This window comes from Citrobacter sp. Cf116 (assembly GCF_030336505.1).
Taxonomy (GTDB): Bacteria; Pseudomonadota; Gammaproteobacteria; order Enterobacterales; family Enterobacteriaceae; genus Citrobacter; species Citrobacter freundii.
This window is the reverse complement of sequence record NZ_JAOWEQ010000037.1, coordinates 4,177-24,134: the sequence shown is the minus strand read 5'-3', so window position 1 is coordinate 24,134 and position 19,958 is coordinate 4,177. Positions and strand designations below refer to the sequence as shown.

Genomic DNA, 19,958 nt, shown 5'->3' with positions numbered 1-19,958 from the left:
ATTAGCAAATTAACGGAGAGCACGATGATGAAAACCAGTGTGCGCATTGGCGCTTTTGAAATCGACGACGCCGAGTTACATGGCGAATCGCCGGGGGACCGAACGTTAACCATTCCGTGTAAATCCGACCCGGATTTATGTATGCAACTGGATGCCTGGGATGCCGATACCAGCGTCCCGGCCCTGTTGAACGGAGAACATTCAGTACTATTTCGCGAACACTACGATCGTAAGTCAGATGCCTGGATCATGCGCCTTGCCTGATTCAAAAAGAACCCGTCGCCAGACGGGTTATTTCTTGGTTAATTTCCCTCATCTATCAACATCTTCTACACTACAGCTATGGCTTTACCATTTGAGGATGGAATGTTCACGCTGGTTCTTTTTGTGTGCTACCTGGATGGCGGTTGTGAAGATATCGTGGTTGATGTCTACAAAACTGAGCAGCAGTGCCTGATATCGATGGACGATCAACGTATTCGTAACGGAGGGTGTTTACCCGCGGATGACTACATCGATAGTTTCTGGCACCCGGCCCAGGAATACAGCGATTTTTGATTATTGCAGTTGTACCAGCGTTAACTCGCCGCCAAATACAGCACCGGTATCAATATAATGCAGATTCTCGCGATCCAGCCGATGGCGCAACGGCGTGTGGCCAAACCAAAAGTGATCCGCGCCGCGAATCCCACAACCGTTGTTCATTAGCCTCGAACGATCCCACAGCACACGCTGTAAATCGATCTTTTTTAGCCACTGATAATCATCATCCGGGTAATCGGCATGAGCAATAACGTGTATGCCGTTTTGACAGTGCAGCTCCAGAATCCAGGGTAATTGCCAACACTCTTCAAGAGCGAATTTTGCTGCCGGTTGCTCCGCCTGCGCATACCACGAGCCACCATTCATTAACCACATGAATTTATCCCCCGTCGCCAGCGCGTCCAGCGCCATCTGTTCATGATTCCCCCTGACCGCGACAATCCAGCGTTCACGCAATAATTTCAGGCAACGCAAACTGTCTGGTCCACGGTCAATAACATCCCCCACTGAAACCAGCAGATCCTGCCAGGGATCAAAACGGTACTGGCGCAGTTTAGCCATCAGTATCGAGAAGCAGCCGTGGATATCCCCAACCACCCAGACGTGACGCCACTGCGTACCGTCGATTCGTTGATAGATATTGTCAGGTCGTCCCATGTCGCCTCCAGAGTATAAGGGTACCTGGTTATAATTTTAGCAATGATGGTAAAAAAGCCTGGACGATCGAGGGCAGGAGTATGGTATGGTTTATGCAGAATGCAGCATGCGATAAGACGTGTTTTGCCCTGGATGGCATCGCATTCGCCAAATAAAAAGAGACCGAATACGATTCCTGTTTACAAATCAAAACGTAATAACCTATAAACTTCAATAGGTTAACACCAAAAAACCACTAAAAAACACCTCCTGATACTTACTAATGCACCCATTCAAGATCAATCAGTTGCTATTGGTTTCGTGGCGTCGTCGGGAAAAATTCGGGATCGCATTGTTCCAGCATCTACATATTTTTAAGAATTCATCAATTCACAAAACCATCATTCCAATTTACCTTACAAGCTCCTTTTTAAATCATTACCGGTGCGCACCACTTTTTCTTCCTGCCCTATACTTTCAGTCTGACATATGGCTGGAGGTTTCTATGTGTGGACGTTTTTTACAGTCAATGACGCGTGAAGATTATCTTGCCCTGCTCGCTGATGAATCAGAACGCGACATTTCACTCAATCTCGAACCAACTAGTCAACTATATTCGGCACGAGATATTAAAGTTCAGCTGTTAAATTTATATGGTACACGGTTACACGTATCTTATATAAAATTAAACAATAAAAACAATGCAATACATATTAAACCCCATTAATATCATTTACTAACTTTGTCAATTTATCTATAGATAGTGGCTGTGAGTAATACCATCCTTGGACACCGCACTCAGGGAACATTTCAGTTAAATATTTCACCTGAGTTGATGTCTCGACACCTTCGAAAACGACTTTGTTAGTTATATCTTTAAAAATCTCCACCAATCCTGATACGATATTATTATTTACAGAGGGTTCACCAATAGAATCTGTAATTGACTTATCAATTTTAATTTCATCTATTTGTAAATTTGATAGCCAGTTTAAATTTGAATGACCAGTCCCGAAATCATCAATAGCTATTGATATACCTTTATTATTAAATAAAGAAACAACCTTTTGGAGGGAATTTATTTCCGCGCTCTGCCTTTCTGTTAACTCCATCATTATCATACCAGGTTTTATATTTGATTCATCAATCATCTGAAACACTTTTTCTTGAAATGATTCCGACAGAAGGTCTTGAGAACTAACATTAATGCTTATAAAAATATCAAATTCCTCAGAAAGAGACATGGTTTGCTTTACTACCATTCGAAATACAAAATCACTTATTCCCTGGATTAAACCATGCTTCTCTGCAATAGGGATAAAAATATCAGGAGGAATGCTACCAATATCATGATCATCCCATCTAATTAGTGCTTCCACACCAATAATTTTTCCGGTTTTTATTTTATAAATAGGTTGATACACAAGATATAATGATTCGCTTCTTATCGCATTTTTTAATCTTGAAACTAATGATTGCTTACGTGCAACTCTTTGATTATAAAAACCACCCAGAAGAACACCGGTCACAATAGATGTAAAGGAAATCAACAACATCGTTAACCAACTATCGAAACTCATCCACGGAAATTTAACTCCCCCCATGACACAGATATTATTATTTTTATTACAGCTTTGCGTGGTAATAAGTCCTAGTTGGTAGGATTTATCATGCTGAGCCTCTTCAAGAAGATCGACCTGCTCACCAAGTTTGAACAAATGAAGCGAATGATCTCTGTCACCTACAATTGCAGAAAACCCCTTCTCTTCATGGTCTGTAACAAATCTATTAAATGCAAATGGTGAAATCGTTATGGCTAATTTTTGATTGCTTAGCAAATCAGCTTTTACATTATTTTCCAGTAACACACCAAAAAACCAAGTTACATTGTCCTTTTCAACTTTTCTATCATAGATATTGAGAAGCAATGGTGCTGGCAACACTCCCCATAAAGCACTACATATGACTGCACCATTTGAAATAAATGATATATCTTTTATAAGAGCATAGGGCCATAAGGCCACTCTTAGAGCATGAAGTTGTAGTTCACTACAAGGACTATAAGCATTAAATATTTCATAACTATCATTTATTTTATCAATCTGTTGAATGAGACTAACGCTTCTATTCAAAACTCGTTCTGTATATGATGCAATCCTCTCCTTGTATATATAATACATTGAAATCTCAGACAATGAGAAAAAAATAAAAAATGAAAACATGATTGATATCACATAAGGCTTAATTCGTTTTAAATTGTGGTTATTCTTCACGCCGACCTCTTTATATGCCTGACCCTATGTAACAACATACATTCTACTATCTTTCGTGAATCAAATACATACAGTTAAAACAGATTATCGGCTAAAACAAATATTTCTTTATGTTTTTTATTAGAAAAGAAAGTTATAAAATAACGCAAAACCACATCCAAGTTAGATTTGTGTTTGCATTTTAGCCAAATAAGTGGCACTTCATCTTGTATTCATAGGTCTAATGTAAAGGATGTAATTCTAAGGGAAATAAGTGTGAAACCGCGCCTTTTCCCGATACTGGTACTTGGGTAAAACCGATGATGACGCTGCCGGCGATCAACACTGACGCCAGCAAGCATGAGAAAGAACAGCTAAGCCGTACTGTTCAGGAAATGTTTGAAGAGGCTGATATGTGGCTGGTTCAGGACTGAAGCACTATTGCCCACGTACGTGGGCTTTGAGGAAAATCAGTAACTCCGCGACCAAGTCTTCAAATCAGGTTGGATACTCCATAGATAGTTGTATTAAGTGATTAGCGGTTACACGCATTTTGATGTATTAACTCAGACTTGATCTGACGGTTTTCACTGGCAGCACACAATCAAATCTGACAGGCTGCTTTGAGCGAGCAGCGGACATTCTGTTTGAAATAGCCCTTCAGGCTGGCATTATCCATCAAAAGCCCTGGACATTTTTAATGAAGGAGTTCGCATGCTAAAGGTCATTGCCGAAGATTTTATCAAACCCGAGTGCGTCGACACCGTTCTCCCTTTATACCGCGAGCTCATCGCAGCAACGAAACGAGAGCCTCTGTGTATTGCTTATGATTTGTATCGAGATGAAAAGGATCCGGGGCATTTTATTTTTATTGAAGAATGGCCTGACCGGGCGGCACTCGATGCACATTGCGCCAGCGAGCATTTCACTCGGCTTGTGCCTTTGATTGATCAATACGCGCGTAAAGCGGCGCAGTATATACTTATGGATGGTCTGGTGGACCCTGAGAGATAAGGTCCGCTTCTGGCACATAGCAACCGGTCCAGCCAAGCACTTAGAGTTATTGCTACCCTCCCTTTACCCGGAGTGTGGTTTGCCGGGTATTATTGGATCCCTGTGCGATGGCCCTAATACTAACTCCAGTGTGATTCCATATAGTAACCATAACTGACTGCTCTTCATTTAGTGCAGAAGGACGTCCAAACTGTTTACCGGCTGTTTTTACTCGCACACGTTCATGCCGCAATTAACTTTCAAATTCAGCAACAGCCGAGATAACTTGCATAGTCATTCTTCCGGCAGCGTTTGCCAGACCAATACCTTAGGGGGCCGGGCAATGAACTCGAATGTCTGACGCAGGCAGTAGTCCATTAGTTCTCCTTGGCTGTCTGTACAAAATAACTTTTATCGTATGATATTTTATGTTTCCTAAGCCATCAGATCGCAAGCAAAACCGGAGTAAGTGTAATCCGTGCTGAAGTGCTGGATAAAAACCCTACCATCTCTATCCCGGATGCAGTCAAGATGGAAGCTATTTCCAATGCTCGCTCGGTGTGCCATACGCAGCGGGTTTATTTTGACTTAACACTTAACTTTCTGATTTGTTGTAGTTACGCTATGATGATTATATTACATATATGAATACCAAAATTTCAGTTAAGTACAACAACAAGCATAATACCAATTAAAATTCGAGGGTTAACAATGAGCGTCAGAAGAGATAGCGACGGTAAATATGTGACAAGTGAACAGCCTTTTAAGCAGTATGATGAAAAGTGGCGCGCTGATAATGCTGCTACCTGGGAAGCTCCAAGCCAACCAAACCAGCCTGTTAACAACTCATGGGGTAGTATCCAGCAACCCACATCAACATCTACGTCAATGTCTTATGAAGACCAACTGGCTTTCGCCAGCGGCGCGCGAAAAGTTCTTGCCTTAATTATTATCTGGTTTACGCTATGGGGCGTTATCTTAATACCAGGACTACAGGCTTCGCAAATGCTCATATATGCGGGTGGGCTTACCTCAATCCTGGGAAGAATAATTTTCTCGATCCTTTTCAGTGTTTATTCCATCCTGTTTGCCCCTCTTCAGTTTGCTTACCTCTTTGATGTAGACCTGGGAATGCGATTGCTCATTCAACTTGGGATGATAGTTGTACTGTCATTTCTGGTATTTAAATTCTGGCAGAAGTTAAAGAAAAAAATATTGTATAGTGTCGCTATTATTGCAGTACTGGCATATATAGCCGTTGGGCTAGTGTCACTTAATAGTGGACTTTGGGAATCATTTAAGTTTTTCCCGTATCTGAGTTAGTAGTTCCGTCTTTACCTTATTGTGGCACGTAGCATAATGAAGAAGAGAAACTGATGAAAAAATCGTTGCTGGTAATAGTTCTGCTTGGGTTAAGTGCATCGGCAGCAGCCGGGGAAGCACACTTTTGTGGCTCCCCTGAAGTTAGCGCGATCGAAACAGGGCGTCATGATGTTAATGACAGTACCGTTTTTACTTGCGGTGGAGGGATCAAAGGCACCCTGCCCGAACTAGCAAAACAGGGTTGGAAAGTTGTGCAAGTGAGCGATCAGATGGCATCATCATCTTCGTCTGATCCGAGTAAATCCACTGTCTATTCACGGTTGATAATACAGAAAGACTGACAACGCATGTTTTCTTAATGACCAACCAAACTCCGTCAACTGGCAGAGTTTGGTTGTAACTCTGAGTTTCTAACTTGTGGTTCTCACCAGCATCGGAACCTGTTTTGCCACCTTGCTCGAAGCCACCTTCTAGTTCAGTCAAAAAACACTCTGTCTGTTTGTCTTATCTTAAATATATCTGAAATGCAGCCCAACCAATAACCCGTTTTAGTGATGTTAACTTTCCGATTTTCTGAGAAATAAAAATTGTCGGAGTAATCTATTAACCAACTAAAGAAATTGAATCAATGATGAGTTTACCTGTTCCGAAAAGAAACTTACGGATTTATGACCTGTTGATAATGGCTGGCATGTCATTAGATGACTGGCCACATGCTAATTCGCCCAACCACAACCAACGCTGGGCTTGGCTTGAAGGTGATATCGCAGTGGTTAATGTATGGACCGATAATATCCGGATATCGACCGGTCCGGAAGAGACATACATGACCAGCTACCGGGCTCGGGGCCGAGACAGGAAGGGGAAGGGAACCGATGACATTTATAAGGAGATTATTCGTCGGAGATTGCCGGTACACGTGCTGTTGAAGGTACGCAATACGAACAAGCGCATTCTTGATACAGAGCGGTGGTCTGCGGCCTACGACGATCTGACCGGCACATTAATCCTGACCCGGGGTAATGTCACTCACTACGAAGACCAGCATGGTGATTTTCGTGATGACAGCAGTGTAGAAGATTCAGAAGAAGTCCGCAGGAGCAGTGGGTTGCGACTGAAGGCGTTAAAAAGAAGCCGTGGGATTTGTGAGTATTGCGGCCAACCGGGATTTCTGACGCTCAAAGGTACACTCTTTGCTGAAGTGCATCATATTCAGCCTTTGAGCGAAGATGGTCCCGATACACTGGCTAATCTTGTTGTACTTTGTCCCAATGATCACAGGCGAACACACCATTCAACCGAGAGCGAAAAAATGAGGATGTTTTTCAACGAGCTCCGTAATGCCTTGCCAGAAGTGTAATCAATCGGCAAGGATGCCACTCACAAAGGATTTTCTGCTCAATCGCGTGTTACTTGACTACACATTTGCATTTTACTTGGTGACAGTGTGTGATTTACAGCGGAGCAAAAAGCGGTTTCCAACCTTGTTGCATCCGCTCCTGATGAAGCGAACGAGTTGAAGGTCTGCTTTGAGCGAGAAACGGACGTTCATCTGATTATTTACATTGTGAATTTTCGAGTCGATTTCATTTCTTTCGCAGTAGAGTGTGGTTTGCACTTACCATAAATGATTGAGGAGTAACTGCGGCCAGTGTCATCAATTATCCGACAACAGCACTGGAAAGGCTCACCTGAGGCTGAGCGTTCATGCAACTGAGAGCGTTTAGGATTTACGTTAAAGTCGATCGTAATGCTAGCCCCGCTCACCCAAATGTCAGGAATTTGTTGCGTTCTTAACAAGTGACTGAGTATGTCGGCGTAGTGACGTACAATATAATGTCGCAGGCCAAAGTAGGAGTCGGCCTCTGGTGGGGTAAGAAAAAACTGCATTGTGGTTAGATTGTTATAGATAGCGAATAACTTTAACTGGCCAATAGCCCAGTATCCCCTAAAGTCGTTGTTACGACTAACAAAGCTCTTATTAAGAGCATTAGCTATTCCCTGTAGCTCAATTCGGCGTGCCACTGTTATTCTCCGATTGCTTGCCAATAACCATAATTAGCAACTGTAAACTTTACTGATACCCCAAGCCAAACTTAAGTATGTTTTTCGTGGTTATGAACCACCTTCAAGTATTAACATGCTGAGCAGTTTGCTATGTTCGCTACTGGCACAGACCTGCCTGTCACATTAGGTTCAGGTCTGTGCCATAGCTGTGTCAGGTCAAATCTGAGCTAATACAATTTAGACATTTAGAAAGGTGAACCAGCACATTACTTCCTCTCACTCCAGCCAACTGGATATCCAGCAATGGTATTAACATCTGTAAGTAACGCTACCTCCGATTTCATCTGCCTCTGCCGCTCGTGAACTCTGAAGCCGTGCATTACCATTGCCTGCAGCATCGCTGCCTCCAGCTGTTGCAGGAACTCAAAATTCACCGGAACATCGTGGTTATCCGCATCCGTCCAGAAGAATCCTTCCGGTAACTGACCTGCACTGCCAGCCATAACCACGGGCGCAAGACGCTCCTGCGATGCTTTGCCTCCATCCCATCGCTGACCATCAAATTCAAAAATAATGTTGGCGTTTTCCTGAACGTCCCGCCAGTTGCTGATTTCAGTCAGTTTCTGATTTCGTAAATCCTCCACCATCTTGTCAGTCATAATAAAAGGGGCTACAGGTCCATACTTTCCTGATTCAAGCTCGCTGTAGATACGGCGTCCATGCTCCTCAAAATCATTCTGACATGCTGTGAAAGGCAGAAACTCATCAAACTCTGCAAATTTAACCCTGCAGTTAATCGCTGTATGTTCTTTATTCGCCCACTCAGGAGCCTGAATGTCCTCAATATTCATACAATCTCCTGCTATGAAATTCGCTGAAAAAGACCGGCATAATATTGAAAATTATACCCAGATATACCATCCGATGAAGTGGTTATAACCCCACACGAACGCCATGTACCCGGCAAAGTGTATGTCTGGTTAGGACCCCAGATACAAAATGATGCTTCACGATTGCTGTTAGCTAGAATTCCACACGCCCGTAAGCTACTCCCTGCAAAATTTACACCGGGATTCAAAGGACTTCTGGATGGTTCCATCAATGCCAGCGCAAACGTACCTACAGCATGAAGAGCACCCGCTGGTGCACCTGCTGGTCCCTGCGGCCCTTGCGGCCCTTGCGGTCCAGTTAACCCGGTACCCTTTCCCGTCCCTGTCGATGATCGAGTAGCAATTTCCCTCCAGCCCGAGCAGGCCCTGCTGCTGTTCAAAGTATTCAAACGAGGTGTCTTTTTTGTTGGGCTGGGAATGAATCAGATCATAAACAGGGTGATCAGTCGCCCGTTCACGGCCTCCGTTAGCACCTCGCCTGTAAAGTTCACACGGCAGCTGCGCCACCGATTCTGCCAGAAGTGTTACACATGCGCGGACCGCCGATAGCGCCATTGCGGTTTCAGGTGTAACCATTATTCCCGCCTTGCTCTGGCTGGAACTCACACCACCCAGCATAGCCTGCCAGAAGCCACCACCAGACTGAGATTTACCCCGAAACATCTGGGGAATGAACATTATTCACCCCCCGATTTAATTACGCTGGCAGACATCGATCTCGCGATTAAAAATGACCACAGCAGGCAGATTGCACCGCCAGTAATAAGCCCTGCTGCAGGTAAAATAAGCCAGGCACCGGCAGACAGTAACGCGGCTCCGGCGAGGCCGATAAAAAAACTCAAAAATGTCATTAGCATGCTATATCTTCCTCGTCGTAAACGGATGAATTACTCACACGGCCATTCAACATTGCACGACCTATAGCCATAAAAAGCGCCGTTGCGCCGTCAATTTTTGACTGCTTGTCACCTTTCGTTGGTCGGACGATATCATCGCTACCCGGTACCGTTTTGCCGATGACATTGCTGATACACCATGACAGAACAGGATTTCCGTCATGATGGAAGCGTCCACCGGCAAGCGCTGCTTCCAGCTCTTTCATTGGTGGAGACATGTTGGTGTAGTCCTGCCGGATGGAAATCGGTTCAAAACCGTTATCCTGAAGCTCATGACTGAGCGCTGTTGCTCCGCTGGGGTCTATGGGGATCTCGCTGATACGAACCTTATGGATGTCCTGCAGGTCGATAATACTGGCCAGAATCTCGCGATAATCTGCCTCTGCTCCATCTGTTGCTTCAAGCACCCCCATTTCGACGAACTTCACATACCGGTCTGCAGTTTTTGCGATTTTAGGATCCGTGCTTCTGACCGTATCCTCCGGAACCCAAAATTTCGGTCTGATGCAGTAGTAGTGTTTCTTACCCTCAATTTCACGGACGAAAACCCCAACACCGGCGTTAAGATCAAGACGCTGAGCAAGGTCAAGACCGAGGTAATAATCCTCCCCGGCAAAATCTTCATACCGCAGAGATTTATCTTCTGCAGCCTGCCATTGCGTCATGTTGTAGTACGCCGACTTACCAGACACCCAGATATTGAGGCGTTTAGTTTTGAAGGCGTTTACCTTACGCGGTACCTGTTTTGCGACTTCCAGTAGCTCAACCAAATCGCTGTACTTGATGGAAACATCAAGGTTGGGGTTCGCTTTAATCAGGTTTTTAGGGTCAGTCCAGTCATCACCATCATCCAGCTCGTAAATCATGCCGAACAGACGATCATTGCTGACTATGCCGCTGAGAGCCTCTTTTACCTCTTTGTCTTTGTCATAACATGGTGATTCAAGAGATGTACCTGCAGTCGTGATAATGAGTGTTAGTGGCTGAGAACGCGCCCCCATCCCCATCGTCATCGCTTCATACATATGATCCGTATCATGCTCGTGATATTCATCAATAATCGCGCAATGCGGGCTGTCACCGTCGCCAGGTTTCCCTGCCATTGGTGCGAATACGGAACCATCAGGGCGGGTCAGGCTGTCCACCCATACTGAGATATCAAATTTAGCCCGGAGAGAAGGTAATCGGTCCGCCATTTGCCTGGCTGGGGTGAAAACCTTCTTGGCCTGCGCCATTGTCGTCGCACCACAATAGACTTCCGCACTGTTTTCACCATCAGCGCAAAACATGTAAGTGCCAATCCCGGCCGCAAAAAAGGATTTCCCATTTTTCCTGGCTACCCTGATATATGCTTCGCGAAATCGCCGCTTTTTATCCTTTTTCGTCACCCAGCCAAAAATTGAACAGAAAATAAAACTTTGCCACGGTTCCAGTATCAATTTTTGCCCAGCTAAATCCCCGCTGGAATGGGGTAACAACTGAACGAATCTGCATGCACGTTCAGCTAAATCTCTGTTGAATTGATAGGGGTAGTTCTTATCAAGTGATTTTTTCAGGTCATCAAAATGACGCTGGCATGCCAGTTTGATATATCGACAGGCGAGGATTTTCCCGCTTAGTACATCGCGTGCATAAGCGTTCGCCAGATTGACGCTCGGGTATGCCGCCATATACTCCACCCATAAAAAAAGGGACTAAAGTCCCAATTAAAATTCGTCGAATTCGTTTCCTGGGTTGGTGTTATCTCCTGGCTGCTTTTTCCTGATGCGGCTGTTGGGGTCCAGTTTCAACACAACACTGAGACGAATAAGTTCGCTGATATATTTGCTCCTGGCCTTTACTGCCGCACCCAGTTTTTGTCCACCTGCAGCCGTGTCGTCGCCAAGACCATCGCTTTTAATTTCCTGATTCGCGTCGTACAGAAGCTGCACTGTATTGCAGTATTCCATCAGCAAATAACAATCTTCCATCTCGAACGTACCCCTGTTGATCAGGATTTTGCACGTCCGTCGCCAGGCATCAACAGCCATTTCACCAAGAAGCTCATCAGGCGGGGAAATGGCTCTTGTAAGAGAACTAACCTGCGTTCCTGTGTTATTGGACTTACGACCGCCACCAGGTGCTCTCACTCCCGATCCCATCTTGAAACACCTCTAAATATGCTCAAAAAAAATTTCTTATTTCTCACGCGCAAAAATCTACCGGGAGCGGCAGTCCTGAAGCGCGAAAGGGGTAAGGGATTTGCTCCCCCCCTCCCCCTTGAAGATGGCAGCGAGAAAGCATGCAAAAGCAGATACTGGTCATCCATCAGGATGTTCAGCATAGTGTCTTCAGTTAATCTCAATAAATAAACGATGGAGTCTAAGAAATGGATAAAACTAGAAAATATGATAGAGCCTTACAACTTGAGATCCTCAACGCTCTTATAGATTGTGCTCCTAACTCTTTAAACAAGGCACAGGAGCGAGACCTCATTGAGAAGTTTGATAACTATGATCACTTTGTGGCGTGCATGCTATATCTTGAAATGCATAGTCTTGTTTCTACACCCTTCGTACGCAGCGAAACAATGGCTGGCGTTGATTTTATCTTCAACGCCCCATACTGCAACATTACAGAGAAAGGGATTGATTTTCTTCTTGATGATGGCGGCTTAAGTGCAATCCTTAAGGTTCAAACCGTTCGGTTACACAATGACACGATTGTTGCCCTTGAGGATATAATCCGTGTCGCAAATATATCTGAAGATCAGAAGAAGGGATTGATTTCAAAACTCCGAGAGCTTCCGGGAGACGCCATAAAACATTTGACCCTACAGTTACTGACTCAGGGGGTTCTGAATCTGCCGAACGCACTTCGACTAATTCAAACAACCCTCCAGTAGGACTAAACTCGTCAGAGGGGCGAATTAACTCAAATTTGCCCCATCCCAGTGTTTTACTTAAAAACACCCAAAATTCCTTCCGGGTATCTGCATGAATGTAGAAACTGTTCTTATGCATTACAGCAGTGAATATTATCATCGAATACGTTCTCTTGCTGTCTTTGCTCTGTGGCATTCCCAGCACAACGACTCAAGGTTGGAATCGTCATCAGTACCGCCATGAGCTTTTGGAATGATGTGGTCAACGCTTGCCGCTTTTTTCGCTATCCTCTGTCGGCGATGGTTCTGACACAGGTATTTATCACGCTGAAGGATACGCGCTCGTTTAATTTCCCAGAGCCGCCCATATCCACGTTCTTGCCTGCTCTTTCCTGACTGATAATTCCGCCAGCCGTCACCAGCATGCTGCTGTCGGTGTTGGTCACAATATCCGCTGACATCGTTGGTGATTGCCGCACACCCTTTGTGTCGGCATGGGCGTTTAGCACGTGCTGGCATCGGCATAGTCCTGTTTGTTGGATACAAATTGTGCAATAGGCGGAAAGTAAAAAATGAACCAGTAGCTGACTGAAAGCTCTCATAAATAGCGAGAATCTGCGCGGTTCTCACCCCGTAACATCACGGATTACCAGAAAGAAATAAAAATGATAATTATTATCAAAATATTCAAGTGAGAGCGCTGGAATAAAAAACTCTTAATCTCTCCACAGAAATAAGGATTTGTTAAGCTTCATGATTTATGGTCGATGTAACACACCGTTTGAGGCAAGAATAATGGTCAAATTCTCAAAACTTCAGATTCGCTTACACTGGCTAACCCTGATATTAATAGCGATAACCTATGCAGCTATGGAGCTTCGTGGCTGGTTTCCCAAAGGCAGTAACACCTACCTTCTCATGAAAGAAACACATTACAATGTTGGGGTGTTTGTCTGGTTTTTAATGATAATACGATTAATTATTAAACATAAGTATCATGATCCAGCTATCACTCCCCCCCCACCAGCCTGGCAGATGATGGCTGCTAAAATAATGCATATCCTGCTGTACATTTCTTTTTTGGCTCTACCATTATTAGGTATTGCAATTATGGCTTACGGTGGAAAGGACTGGAGTTTCTTAGGTTTTAACGTTGCATCGTTCGTTACTCCTGACGGAGAAACAAAATCACTTATCAAAGATACTCACGAAACACTGGCAAACATCGGATATTTTTTAATCGCAGCGCATGCTGGTGCAGCGTTATTCCATCACTACGTCCAGAAAGATAACACTCTTTTGAGGATGATCCCTGATTGTAACGATAAGAAATAAATACAAATTTTAATGTTTAACATTACAGCAGGCACTCAGTGAATGTCTGCTGTAATGCCTGCTCAGTCAAGTTGAAGCACACAATGTTCTTTTGAATCAGAGAATGCAACTAACCCAGTGTATTCGGGGATAGTGTTCCGTCATCAGCATCAAATGCTGAAATGGTTGCGTGAAGAATCAAAAATGCTCCAAATCCCGCGCCGCTGCTGCCCCGTGGCAGGCCGCCCCGCCGGGAGGACCCGTTAAAAGGTAACCAGAAAATCTATGATTAGAAGTGAAAGCTTTGACAATGTTCAAAGTTTTTTGACAGAAATAAAAAAGCATTACCTTTTAAGATAATGCTTTTTCACTCAAATTGAGTCTTTTAACAATTAGATTAATGTAATTTTAATATCATAGCTTTCAAGTCCAGTCATTTTTTCACGAGCAGAAAACTGGATGTCGGAAACTTCTTTCCCTGTCTTTTTTTTGAGTTCAATAATTTTTTTTGTGATGAATTCAGAAATATCCGCTTCAGTTTTTCTTTTTAAATCTTCGACGTTCATTGTTTACCTCTCTTGATCTCTAACGTATCAACGCCAAGCATGTTACATTCCCCGTAGCGCACTTGTATAAGCGATGATATGTTTAAAAGATAGAATGGAAAGACTAAATTATCAATGGCTTGCAGTATAATCTTCATGCAAAAGAGCTCGCGACCACACAAACCACTGTACTAAAATCTGGGTCGGTCACGAAACAACCAGCCCTCATTTCAAAAGCTTCGATGCTGCCTCGAGGATCTCTTCTGAACTGACATCACGATCAGAGGCTACATAAACTATTTTATGGTCTCCTGTCAGAGATGGAAATCCCGCTGACATCACGGGTAGGTGTGCTTTTTCCCCATTGGGAAACTCACGCATTATCGTAGTAATACCTTTCATTACGGTTACAACAACTGCAGGTTCTGCATTAAAAAAAACGATGACTTTTTTCATAATTTTACCGTGATGTCTCTTACAGAGATTGTCGGTTCAGCATACAAAAAAGGCTCCATAAGGAGCCTGAAATTTATTTTCTGAAATCTAACGAAGACTGACCAGAACGAATGTACAGTGCAATATTATCAAATGTAATCATTGTTGATTTGCAAAAAATACATTTTGCTCCGAAAGGATTTTTTTCAGTAACATCAAAGTTTGACGTTCGGTACTGAGATCCGTGGCAACACGGACATCTGAAGTGAATATTATTAGTAATAACAGTTACCTTATACAGCCACGACATTAACTGCCGTGGGGCCTTTAGGTCCCTGTTCAACACTAAATTCAACTTCCTGATTCTCATTCAGCGTCTTGAAATCATTACTCTGGATCGCAGAGAAGTGAACAAACACATCTTTACTACCATCTTTTGGAGTGATAAAACCAAAACCTTTATCAGGATTAAACCATTTAACTAAACCAGTCATTTTATTAGACATAAACATTACCTTTATTGAGTAAGCCCTTGGGCAGAATGGTCCGAAAAAAAATTATCAGAGAGAAAAGCTAACAAGGAAATCTCAACAGGAACAAGGAATAAAATTATTACAGCGACTGCTTCAGATAAATTCGTCACAAACCAGACATTCATTAACGCATGATTAACCAAACATAGCAAGGTTTAGTTTTGTAAGTAAATCTCAGCGGGTTTTGTCCAAAAAAATTAATTTAAATAGCTTAAATCGAAAATTATGTCATGCTGCGTAAGACCTTTATCTATCACCCTAAGTTGTCAGGGATTTTGACTCAAGGAAGAGTCGTATTTCCTTCATGGTAAAAATTCACAAATTTATCCACGAAAACCGTCAACATCTTAATTTATAGAGCTATTATTTTTCTCTACGGTTCATTGTTAGTATTTTTACGGATTCATAAATCCGCTCACATGTCATTCCTGCCCGGTAGTTTTCATCAGCGCGTTCAGCATGGTATCGAGCTTCTTCTGCCAGGCTTCCTGGCATGTCTACGAGCATTGTGGTGTCATGGCGGATGGAAAGTTTTGTTGATTCGCTAGTTATCGAGCTGTAGAACGCTATGCTCTAGCGACTCGGAATAGGCAATCAGCCCGGTGTACTCAGGGATAACTTCGCCATCATCCGCTTCGAACTCAGGGATTGTTCCGGTAGTGACGGTGTATCGTGGCTGGCCATCTTCTTTTGCGAAGGCCGCCAGATCTTCAATCTGCTTAGCTGTAAGAACTACTGTCATGCTCATTCCTCAGTTGTTAAAAAGCCCCGCTATTGCGAGGCTTGATTGATTATGGCTAACGATTACATCGTAACGGTTATAAAAGAAGCTATTAGCCAACATGTGGTGTATGGTTGTTAACCGCCCACCAGGACAATCAACATGTCGATACTCAAAGATATCAAGATGCGTACTTTACGCCATGTGAAAAGTACTTGTCCTCATTGCTCCCGCCAGTCAAAGCACAGTCTGTCGAGAATAAAAAACAATATAACGTTAATTTGCCCCTTCTGTGGAAACATCTATCTTCCATCGGAAAGCAAACCAATAAAGTAACTGATTGACTACCAAATAAAACTCATAATCTCAGAATGTGGCAAAGCAGACATAACCTTTTATTGTTGTTCTCATTTAAGAGAATGTAACACCCAGAGTGGAGAGGTTTTTTTTCTTCTCCACAATACGGCGATCAAGTTCAGCCACTGCATGCGGGCGTATGGCATCAAGAAAGGCGTTATCCTGATAGGTAGACTGGATTGTCACACCAAGTCCGGCACCACTTTCCAGTATGCTTTTCTGAAGTTGTAGTTCTTTTATATCGTTATTGAGGTAATACGCTTCACTTAGGTTTTCTGCGTTCATCTTCTAACCCTGTTGTTGTTTGACTGCCTCACTGAGTCGTAAATGCGCTCACACGTCATTCCTGCCCGGTAGCGTTCGTCAGATCGCTCAGCATAATATCGAGCTTCCTCTGCAAGGCGTCCGAGCATGTCGGCGAGCACTGCGGCGTCGGCTCCGGCTGTTTTGCTTCTGACGGCAGTGGCAAGATCTGAGGTGTGCTTTGCGGCGTCCAGACGGGTGGCAAGCTTTGTTGCTTCGGTACGCAGCTGGTTAACAGTGGCAGACAGGCCAGCAGCAGTGGCAGCAGATTTAGCGGCTTGTGCTTGTGCATCTTTTACAGCCTCATCACGGGCAATTATACGCCCTTGTTCAATCATGCGGGCGGCGGTCTGCGCGTTCGCTGTTTGCGATGATTCCGCGCTGTCACGGTCAGCCCACTTCTTTTCCCAGCCGTGATTGCTCCATACGTTTCCGGCGATGAATGCGACAGCCACCAGCAGCAAAATAACAATGAACTGATAGCGCAGGTTCACTTGTCTATCCCCCAGCACGTCAGCGCGCTTTCCTGGTCCCGTCTTTCTACCTGCCCATAGCAGCCATTTTTCTGGCCTTTGGTCAGGCGACAATCGCGGCCGCCGTCTTTAATCCACCAGCGAATAGCTTCACAGGCTCCTTTACGGTCGCCTGCGTTAATCCGCTTATAGAATGTAGAAGGGAAACATTTTCCGGGTCCGATGTTATATGGGCAGAAAGATGCGATCCCGGCTTTCTGTGGTTCGGTCAGTGGTACCTTGATATTTCGCTCAACCCACGCCAGCGCCTTGTCGCGTTCTATGGCGTTCACCTGGGCGCATTTCTCAGCAGACAGCTTCATGCCCTGAACTACTGGCTTACCATCAACCATCGTGGCGCCACGGCAAATCGTCCAGAGCCCTCCGCCGTCGCGATACGCCGTCAGGCTGTTACCCTCTTTCTCATCCAGAAACTGATCGAGAATCACAGGTGCGGAAGCCCCGGCAAGAATTAACCCAACGACCGCTGCACTCAGTTTATTCTTCAGCTTTGGTGACATTGTCATTAAGCCGGTCCTCCCTTTCCATTTTCCTGTAATACCAGTTCACCGCACAGGTGATAACGGTGCAGGCGATACCGACAATAATTGCCCAGTCACTCAGGCTTAACCCTGCAATTCTGTCGGCCAACATCCAGGATACCTCTTTTGCTGTTTTAGCTGTTTCGGCATATGCCTTCGCTGATACACCGCAGCCGGTCAGCGTGGTTCCTGTTCCATATGAAAGTCTGCTGTAAATGGTGCTCATTCTGGTCATAGCCTCACCTCCGATTTTTCGGATGGCGCTGTGTGTGATTAAAGGGTCAGGCTTCACGGGCTGGATTTATCAACAAAGCACATAGCGGATGATTCCCGTGAGCCTGAAATGAAAAAGGCCGCCATGCGGCAGCCTCGAAGTAAGTACGGTTGTTTACAATGGTGGAGAGAGAGGACCTTCTAACACCTCTGCTTCACCGTTATGGCAAATGTCATCGCCTCTGGTCAGATGCCAGACACCTGTGATTGTTTTACCCGTCTCGAGATCATCAACAGTGTCATTCGTGTAATACGCCACCTGTACAATGCCTACATGCTGAATCCAGTAATAGCCCTCTTTCATATGCGTGCCCATCCCGCCCTTGTTACAAAGCAGTATATGCCTTCAACTTTGCAGTTGGCGTTAGAAATTCTACATGTTGAATTAAGCAGCAACTTTGTGGCATCAGCTTTTAGAGCATTACGTCCAAAACTACAAAGGGATTTATCTCACCTTACTGCTGTGAGTCCTCTCAGAATGAGCGGAATAAAATAGCCCCGTTTGGTTGGGAGACCTTGTTATCTTGTGGACGATTGTGGAACGACGATATGACAGGGGTACTGGTGCTATGCACCTCGCGAATACCCCTGTCGTATCGCCGGAAAGCAAAAACCCCGCGTCGGCGGGGTTCTCGTTATGTTCAAATTGTTCGCTTATCGTCGCCGCCATCGTGGCGCAGCTCTGCCAAGCATGAATTAATTATTCACTTTGTTGGCCCGTTTTCAAACGTTTTTACATCATAAAGCACTTATAGCTAATTCCCACCGAGATTTTGTACAAATATCACTCAATAAATGAGCTGTTCGTTACAAAACGATCGTTTTGAACGATCGATAAATGAAAATCGATCTGCAATACCAATTTTAATTGTGTGGTTATTGCACGTAGACTCAGGGCCAAACCTAATAAATGGAATTATCATGAGCCTTTATCACTACTTGGCCATATATATCGCGGGCTTCATCGTAATGTTTGCTTTGTTAGTTCGTGGGGATAGAGTACACGGCCTAGAATTTGACCTGGCTGATACGGTGATAACCTCCATTCTGTGGCCCTTCTACTCCGTTGCTATTGTTTGTATTGAGATTTATGAGCGGTTTAAACAGAATCGTCACCAATAGCCAGCTTCCCCGGCTACTGACCGGGGTTTTGTTTCGAATTACAGACTCATCAGCCTCCCGGTCAGTTCCTCTTTTGGTATGACCAACCATCCTCTAACCCGGCTCTCATCTGGTTACGAACCTCAAGGAATGTTTTTGCCCTGAATATTTCCAGACACCATCGCACGCGTTTTCTCGCCTCCCCGTCGGTTAACCATGGCGCAATCGCCTGCAGTTCCCGGGTTATGTCTGAGATTTTTTTTCGGGTGGTGTAATACTGAAGACCAACGACATAAACCGGATCGTTTATATCCAGCGCCTGCAGTACGCACTGCTCAACAAAATCGACATCATCATTATGCAAGGCTTCATCAATTACACTGGTAGGTGACTGTGGCCAGAGAATGCTATGTGCCCTGTTCATCGCCTGCTGCCCACGGAATCCCTCTGCTCTCGCCTGATTTAACGCTGCGGTAAAGCGCTCCAGTGCCTTATCTGACCAGTTCCTTCCTTTGATCACATTCCAGCATGCATGGCCCCGCGGCATGCGGGGTGCAGTATTTCCTCCTACACCTTCGCCCCATGTAGTGAGCAGGGATTTAATCCATCCGGACTGAATCCCCGTCAGGAGAATACATTTACCCAGCCAGTTTTTACGCGGCGCAGCTGCTGCTTTTTCAAATGCTGACTGCTTTAGTCTGCGTTGGCGTGGCGTCATGCTTTTAGCTCCTCAATAATTATTCTCCCGGTTTCTCCCCATAATTTTGATACCCGTACATCCCAGATGTGAGCATCATCTTCGTAAATGGCATCCATCAGGGCTTTCACCATATTGTCGTAATCAGGTTTAGCCTGGTGTGGTTTACCGTTGAACTCAGCCCGTTTCTTTTTGCTCCAGCTCGCTGGCATCGGAAGAATG

Annotated in this window: 29 protein-coding genes and 2 pseudogenes; 10 read left to right on the top strand and 21 right to left on the bottom strand. The window is 44.5% G+C overall.

All coding sequences use genetic code 11. The annotated features are described in order from the left end of the window. The first annotated feature begins 27 nt into the window (after positions 1-27). Together OGV74_RS09515 and OGV74_RS09510 are read left to right on the top strand one after the other, a co-directional pair. The gene (locus tag OGV74_RS09515; protein WP_029139506.1) at positions 28-264 is read left to right on the top strand and encodes a YebV family protein; all 237 of its coding nucleotides are present in this window, start codon (positions 28-30) and stop codon (positions 262-264) included. Positions 265-366: 102 nt separating this feature from the next. After that, positions 367-558 (top strand): YdfD/YebW family protein, encoded by a 192-nt coding sequence (locus OGV74_RS09510; protein ID WP_003034941.1) that lies wholly within the window; start codon positions 367-369, stop codon positions 556-558. Here the strand turns inward: OGV74_RS09510 and pphA are convergent, their stop codons facing one another. Further along, on the bottom strand, positions 559-1,200 hold the full coding sequence (pphA, locus tag OGV74_RS09505; protein WP_057064577.1) for a protein-serine/threonine phosphatase: 642 nt from the start codon (positions 1,198-1,200) through the stop codon (positions 559-561). It abuts the gene before it with no gap. A gap of 692 nt (positions 1,201-1,892) precedes the next feature. Beyond that, positions 1,893-3,452, bottom strand: coding sequence for an EAL domain-containing protein (locus tag OGV74_RS09500; RefSeq protein ID WP_286520721.1), 1,560 nt, complete (start codon positions 3,450-3,452; stop codon positions 1,893-1,895). Between the two features lie 269 nt (positions 3,453-3,721). Here OGV74_RS09500 and OGV74_RS09495 point away from each other — a divergent pair. The 5 genes and pseudogenes from OGV74_RS09495 to OGV74_RS09470 all read left to right on the top strand — a co-directional run. Continuing rightward, a pseudogene (locus OGV74_RS09495) lies at positions 3,722-3,865 on the top strand (DinI-like family protein); the annotation flags it as partial. A 280-nt stretch (positions 3,866-4,145) separates the two neighbouring features. Next, positions 4,146-4,445, top strand: coding sequence for a putative quinol monooxygenase (locus OGV74_RS09490; protein WP_052283340.1), 300 nt, complete (start codon positions 4,146-4,148; stop codon positions 4,443-4,445). A gap of 690 nt (positions 4,446-5,135) precedes the next feature. Continuing rightward, positions 5,136-5,747, top strand: a complete 612-nt coding sequence (locus OGV74_RS09480; protein WP_038641316.1) for a hypothetical protein — start codon at positions 5,136-5,138, stop codon at positions 5,745-5,747. Positions 5,748-5,800: 53 nt separating this feature from the next. Next, on the top strand, positions 5,801-6,088 hold the full coding sequence (locus OGV74_RS09475; RefSeq protein WP_038641317.1) for a hypothetical protein: 288 nt from the start codon (positions 5,801-5,803) through the stop codon (positions 6,086-6,088). Positions 6,089-6,375: 287 nt separating this feature from the next. Then, positions 6,376-7,107 (top strand): HNH endonuclease, encoded by a 732-nt coding sequence (locus OGV74_RS09470; RefSeq protein ID WP_286520719.1) that lies wholly within the window; start codon positions 6,376-6,378, stop codon positions 7,105-7,107. 913 nt (positions 7,108-8,020) lie between these two features. On the opposite strand, the gene OGV74_RS09465 is transcribed toward OGV74_RS09470, so the two are convergent. The 5 genes from OGV74_RS09465 to OGV74_RS09445 form a co-directional block, all read right to left on the bottom strand. Further along, positions 8,021-8,605 carry a DUF4376 domain-containing protein gene (locus OGV74_RS09465; RefSeq protein ID WP_038641321.1) on the bottom strand — a complete coding sequence of 195 codons (585 nt, stop codon included), beginning with the start codon at positions 8,603-8,605 and terminating at the stop codon, positions 8,021-8,023. A 195-nt stretch (positions 8,606-8,800) separates the two neighbouring features. Further along, the gene (locus OGV74_RS23375) at positions 8,801-9,199 is read right to left on the bottom strand and encodes a phage portal protein (protein ID WP_286521155.1); all 399 of its coding nucleotides are present in this window, start codon (positions 9,197-9,199) and stop codon (positions 8,801-8,803) included. Positions 9,200-9,321: 122 nt separating this feature from the next. Continuing rightward, complete coding sequence (locus OGV74_RS09455; protein ID WP_123977199.1) at positions 9,322-9,501, bottom strand: hypothetical protein; 180 nt, start codon at positions 9,499-9,501, stop codon at positions 9,322-9,324. Further along, entirely contained in the window at positions 9,495-11,210 is a 1,716-nt protein-coding gene (locus OGV74_RS09450) for a terminase large subunit (protein WP_213313658.1), read from the bottom strand. Before OGV74_RS09450 ends, OGV74_RS09455 begins: the two co-directional genes overlap by 7 nt. A gap of 36 nt (positions 11,211-11,246) precedes the next feature. Next, positions 11,247-11,681 carry a P27 family phage terminase small subunit gene (locus OGV74_RS09445; RefSeq protein WP_213313657.1) on the bottom strand — a complete coding sequence of 145 codons (435 nt, stop codon included), beginning with the start codon at positions 11,679-11,681 and terminating at the stop codon, positions 11,247-11,249. A 227-nt stretch (positions 11,682-11,908) separates the two neighbouring features. On the opposite strand from OGV74_RS09445, the gene OGV74_RS09440 reads away from it, so the two are divergent. Further along, entirely contained in the window at positions 11,909-12,424 is a 516-nt protein-coding gene (locus OGV74_RS09440) for a hypothetical protein (protein ID WP_003841965.1), read from the top strand. A 135-nt stretch (positions 12,425-12,559) separates the two neighbouring features. On the opposite strand, the gene OGV74_RS09435 is transcribed toward OGV74_RS09440, so the two are convergent. Then, on the bottom strand, positions 12,560-12,922 hold the full coding sequence (locus OGV74_RS09435) for an HNH endonuclease (protein ID WP_079224593.1): 363 nt from the start codon (positions 12,920-12,922) through the stop codon (positions 12,560-12,562). A gap of 276 nt (positions 12,923-13,198) precedes the next feature. On the opposite strand from OGV74_RS09435, the gene OGV74_RS09430 reads away from it, so the two are divergent. Further along, positions 13,199-13,738, top strand: coding sequence for a cytochrome b (locus tag OGV74_RS09430; protein WP_032943057.1), 540 nt, complete (start codon positions 13,199-13,201; stop codon positions 13,736-13,738). A 371-nt stretch (positions 13,739-14,109) separates the two neighbouring features. Here OGV74_RS09430 and OGV74_RS09425 read toward each other — a convergent pair whose 3' ends face one another. From OGV74_RS09425 to OGV74_RS09400, 6 genes and pseudogenes are all read right to left on the bottom strand, one after another. Beyond that, a complete protein-coding gene (locus OGV74_RS09425; protein WP_079224595.1) occupies positions 14,110-14,283 on the bottom strand; it encodes a GnsA/GnsB family addiction module toxin in 174 nt (57 codons plus the stop codon). A gap of 204 nt (positions 14,284-14,487) precedes the next feature. Further along, entirely contained in the window at positions 14,488-14,718 is a 231-nt protein-coding gene (locus OGV74_RS09420; protein WP_000756041.1) for a hypothetical protein, read from the bottom strand. A gap of 73 nt (positions 14,719-14,791) precedes the next feature. Beyond that, on the bottom strand, positions 14,792-14,980 hold the full coding sequence (gene ymcF / locus OGV74_RS09415) for a cold shock small protein YmcF (protein ID WP_079226178.1): 189 nt from the start codon (positions 14,978-14,980) through the stop codon (positions 14,792-14,794). A gap of 10 nt (positions 14,981-14,990) precedes the next feature. Continuing rightward, positions 14,991-15,203, bottom strand: coding sequence for a cold shock protein CspG (cspG, locus tag OGV74_RS09410; RefSeq protein ID WP_079224597.1), 213 nt, complete (start codon positions 15,201-15,203; stop codon positions 14,991-14,993). A gap of 390 nt (positions 15,204-15,593) precedes the next feature. Then, positions 15,594-15,746 (bottom strand): annotated as a pseudogene (locus tag OGV74_RS09405) (DUF2514 family protein); the annotation flags it as partial. Between the two features lie 28 nt (positions 15,747-15,774). Further along, on the bottom strand, positions 15,775-15,972 hold the full coding sequence (locus OGV74_RS09400; protein ID WP_079224601.1) for a hypothetical protein: 198 nt from the start codon (positions 15,970-15,972) through the stop codon (positions 15,775-15,777). Between the two features lie 141 nt (positions 15,973-16,113). Here OGV74_RS09400 and OGV74_RS09395 point away from each other — a divergent pair, with 141 nt between their 5' ends. Then, entirely contained in the window at positions 16,114-16,287 is a 174-nt protein-coding gene (locus OGV74_RS09395; protein WP_213083834.1) for a YnfU family zinc-binding protein, read from the top strand. A gap of 75 nt (positions 16,288-16,362) precedes the next feature. On the opposite strand, the gene OGV74_RS09390 is transcribed toward OGV74_RS09395, so the two are convergent. The 7 genes from OGV74_RS09390 to OGV74_RS09360 form a co-directional block, all read right to left on the bottom strand. Continuing rightward, positions 16,363-16,593 carry a hypothetical protein gene (locus OGV74_RS09390; RefSeq protein ID WP_000990801.1) on the bottom strand — a complete coding sequence of 77 codons (231 nt, stop codon included), beginning with the start codon at positions 16,591-16,593 and terminating at the stop codon, positions 16,363-16,365. Further along, positions 16,590-17,105 carry a DUF2514 domain-containing protein gene (locus OGV74_RS09385; RefSeq protein WP_079224603.1) on the bottom strand — a complete coding sequence of 172 codons (516 nt, stop codon included), beginning with the start codon at positions 17,103-17,105 and terminating at the stop codon, positions 16,590-16,592. The genes OGV74_RS09390 and OGV74_RS09385 overlap by 4 nt, the downstream gene beginning before the upstream one ends. Then, the gene (locus OGV74_RS09380) at positions 17,102-17,650 is read right to left on the bottom strand and encodes a lysozyme (RefSeq protein WP_079224606.1); all 549 of its coding nucleotides are present in this window, start codon (positions 17,648-17,650) and stop codon (positions 17,102-17,104) included. Before OGV74_RS09380 ends, OGV74_RS09385 begins: the two co-directional genes overlap by 4 nt. Next, positions 17,622-17,900 carry an HP1 family phage holin gene (locus OGV74_RS09375; protein ID WP_079224608.1) on the bottom strand — a complete coding sequence of 93 codons (279 nt, stop codon included), beginning with the start codon at positions 17,898-17,900 and terminating at the stop codon, positions 17,622-17,624. The genes OGV74_RS09380 and OGV74_RS09375 overlap by 29 nt, the downstream gene beginning before the upstream one ends. A gap of 153 nt (positions 17,901-18,053) precedes the next feature. After that, entirely contained in the window at positions 18,054-18,242 is a 189-nt protein-coding gene (locus OGV74_RS09370) for a hypothetical protein (protein ID WP_044700587.1), read from the bottom strand. An 879-nt stretch (positions 18,243-19,121) separates the two neighbouring features. Beyond that, a complete protein-coding gene (locus tag OGV74_RS09365) occupies positions 19,122-19,757 on the bottom strand; it encodes a hypothetical protein (protein WP_079224612.1) in 636 nt (211 codons plus the stop codon). Then, the coding region (locus OGV74_RS09360; RefSeq protein ID WP_286520712.1) for a RusA family crossover junction endodeoxyribonuclease at positions 19,754-19,958 on the bottom strand (205 nt) is incomplete at its 5' end. The genes OGV74_RS09360 and OGV74_RS09365, both read right to left, overlap by 4 nt.

Bases quoted from the DNA above. Each gene is read 5' to 3' on its own strand.
- OGV74_RS23375 (WP_286521155.1), bottom strand. From the start codon at position 9,199: ATGGCGCTATCGGCGGTCCGCGCATGTGTAACACTTCTGGCAGAATCG.
- OGV74_RS09450 (WP_213313658.1), bottom strand. From the start codon at position 11,210: ATGGCGGCATACCCGAGCGTCAATCTGGCGAACGCTTATGCACGCGAT.
- OGV74_RS09480 (WP_038641316.1), top strand. From the start codon at position 5,136: ATGAGCGTCAGAAGAGATAGCGACGGTAAATATGTGACAAGTGAACAG.
- OGV74_RS09440 (WP_003841965.1), top strand. From the start codon at position 11,909: ATGGATAAAACTAGAAAATATGATAGAGCCTTACAACTTGAGATCCTC.
- OGV74_RS09400 (WP_079224601.1), bottom strand. From the start codon at position 15,972: ATGACAGTAGTTCTTACAGCTAAGCAGATTGAAGATCTGGCGGCCTTC.
- OGV74_RS09510 (WP_003034941.1), top strand. From the start codon at position 367: ATGTTCACGCTGGTTCTTTTTGTGTGCTACCTGGATGGCGGTTGTGAA.
- OGV74_RS09430 (WP_032943057.1), top strand. From the start codon at position 13,199: ATGGTCAAATTCTCAAAACTTCAGATTCGCTTACACTGGCTAACCCTG.
- OGV74_RS09490 (WP_052283340.1), top strand. From the start codon at position 4,146: ATGCTAAAGGTCATTGCCGAAGATTTTATCAAACCCGAGTGCGTCGAC.
- OGV74_RS09370 (WP_044700587.1), bottom strand. From the start codon at position 18,242: ATGAAAGAGGGCTATTACTGGATTCAGCATGTAGGCATTGTACAGGTG.
- cspG (WP_079224597.1), bottom strand. From the start codon at position 15,203: ATGTCTAATAAAATGACTGGTTTAGTTAAATGGTTTAATCCTGATAAA.
- OGV74_RS09375 (WP_079224608.1), bottom strand. From the start codon at position 17,900: ATGACCAGAATGAGCACCATTTACAGCAGACTTTCATATGGAACAGGA.
- OGV74_RS09425 (WP_079224595.1), bottom strand. From the start codon at position 14,283: ATGAACGTCGAAGATTTAAAAAGAAAAACTGAAGCGGATATTTCTGAA.
- OGV74_RS09515 (WP_029139506.1), top strand. From the start codon at position 28: ATGAAAACCAGTGTGCGCATTGGCGCTTTTGAAATCGACGACGCCGAG.
- OGV74_RS09475 (WP_038641317.1), top strand. From the start codon at position 5,801: ATGAAAAAATCGTTGCTGGTAATAGTTCTGCTTGGGTTAAGTGCATCG.
- OGV74_RS09455 (WP_123977199.1), bottom strand. From the start codon at position 9,501: ATGCTAATGACATTTTTGAGTTTTTTTATCGGCCTCGCCGGAGCCGCG.
- OGV74_RS09465 (WP_038641321.1), bottom strand. From the start codon at position 8,605: ATGAATATTGAGGACATTCAGGCTCCTGAGTGGGCGAATAAAGAACAT.
- OGV74_RS09395 (WP_213083834.1), top strand. From the start codon at position 16,114: ATGTCGATACTCAAAGATATCAAGATGCGTACTTTACGCCATGTGAAA.
- OGV74_RS09435 (WP_079224593.1), bottom strand. From the start codon at position 12,922: ATGCCAGCACGTGCTAAACGCCCATGCCGACACAAAGGGTGTGCGGCA.
- OGV74_RS09365 (WP_079224612.1), bottom strand. From the start codon at position 19,757: ATGACGCCACGCCAACGCAGACTAAAGCAGTCAGCATTTGAAAAAGCA.
- pphA (WP_057064577.1), bottom strand. From the start codon at position 1,200: ATGGGACGACCTGACAATATCTATCAACGAATCGACGGTACGCAGTGG.
- OGV74_RS09390 (WP_000990801.1), bottom strand. From the start codon at position 16,593: ATGAACGCAGAAAACCTAAGTGAAGCGTATTACCTCAATAACGATATA.
- OGV74_RS09420 (WP_000756041.1), bottom strand. From the start codon at position 14,718: ATGAAAAAAGTCATCGTTTTTTTTAATGCAGAACCTGCAGTTGTTGTA.
- OGV74_RS09470 (WP_286520719.1), top strand. From the start codon at position 6,376: ATGATGAGTTTACCTGTTCCGAAAAGAAACTTACGGATTTATGACCTG.
- OGV74_RS09380 (WP_079224606.1), bottom strand. From the start codon at position 17,650: ATGACAATGTCACCAAAGCTGAAGAATAAACTGAGTGCAGCGGTCGTT.
- OGV74_RS09445 (WP_213313657.1), bottom strand. From the start codon at position 11,681: ATGGGATCGGGAGTGAGAGCACCTGGTGGCGGTCGTAAGTCCAATAAC.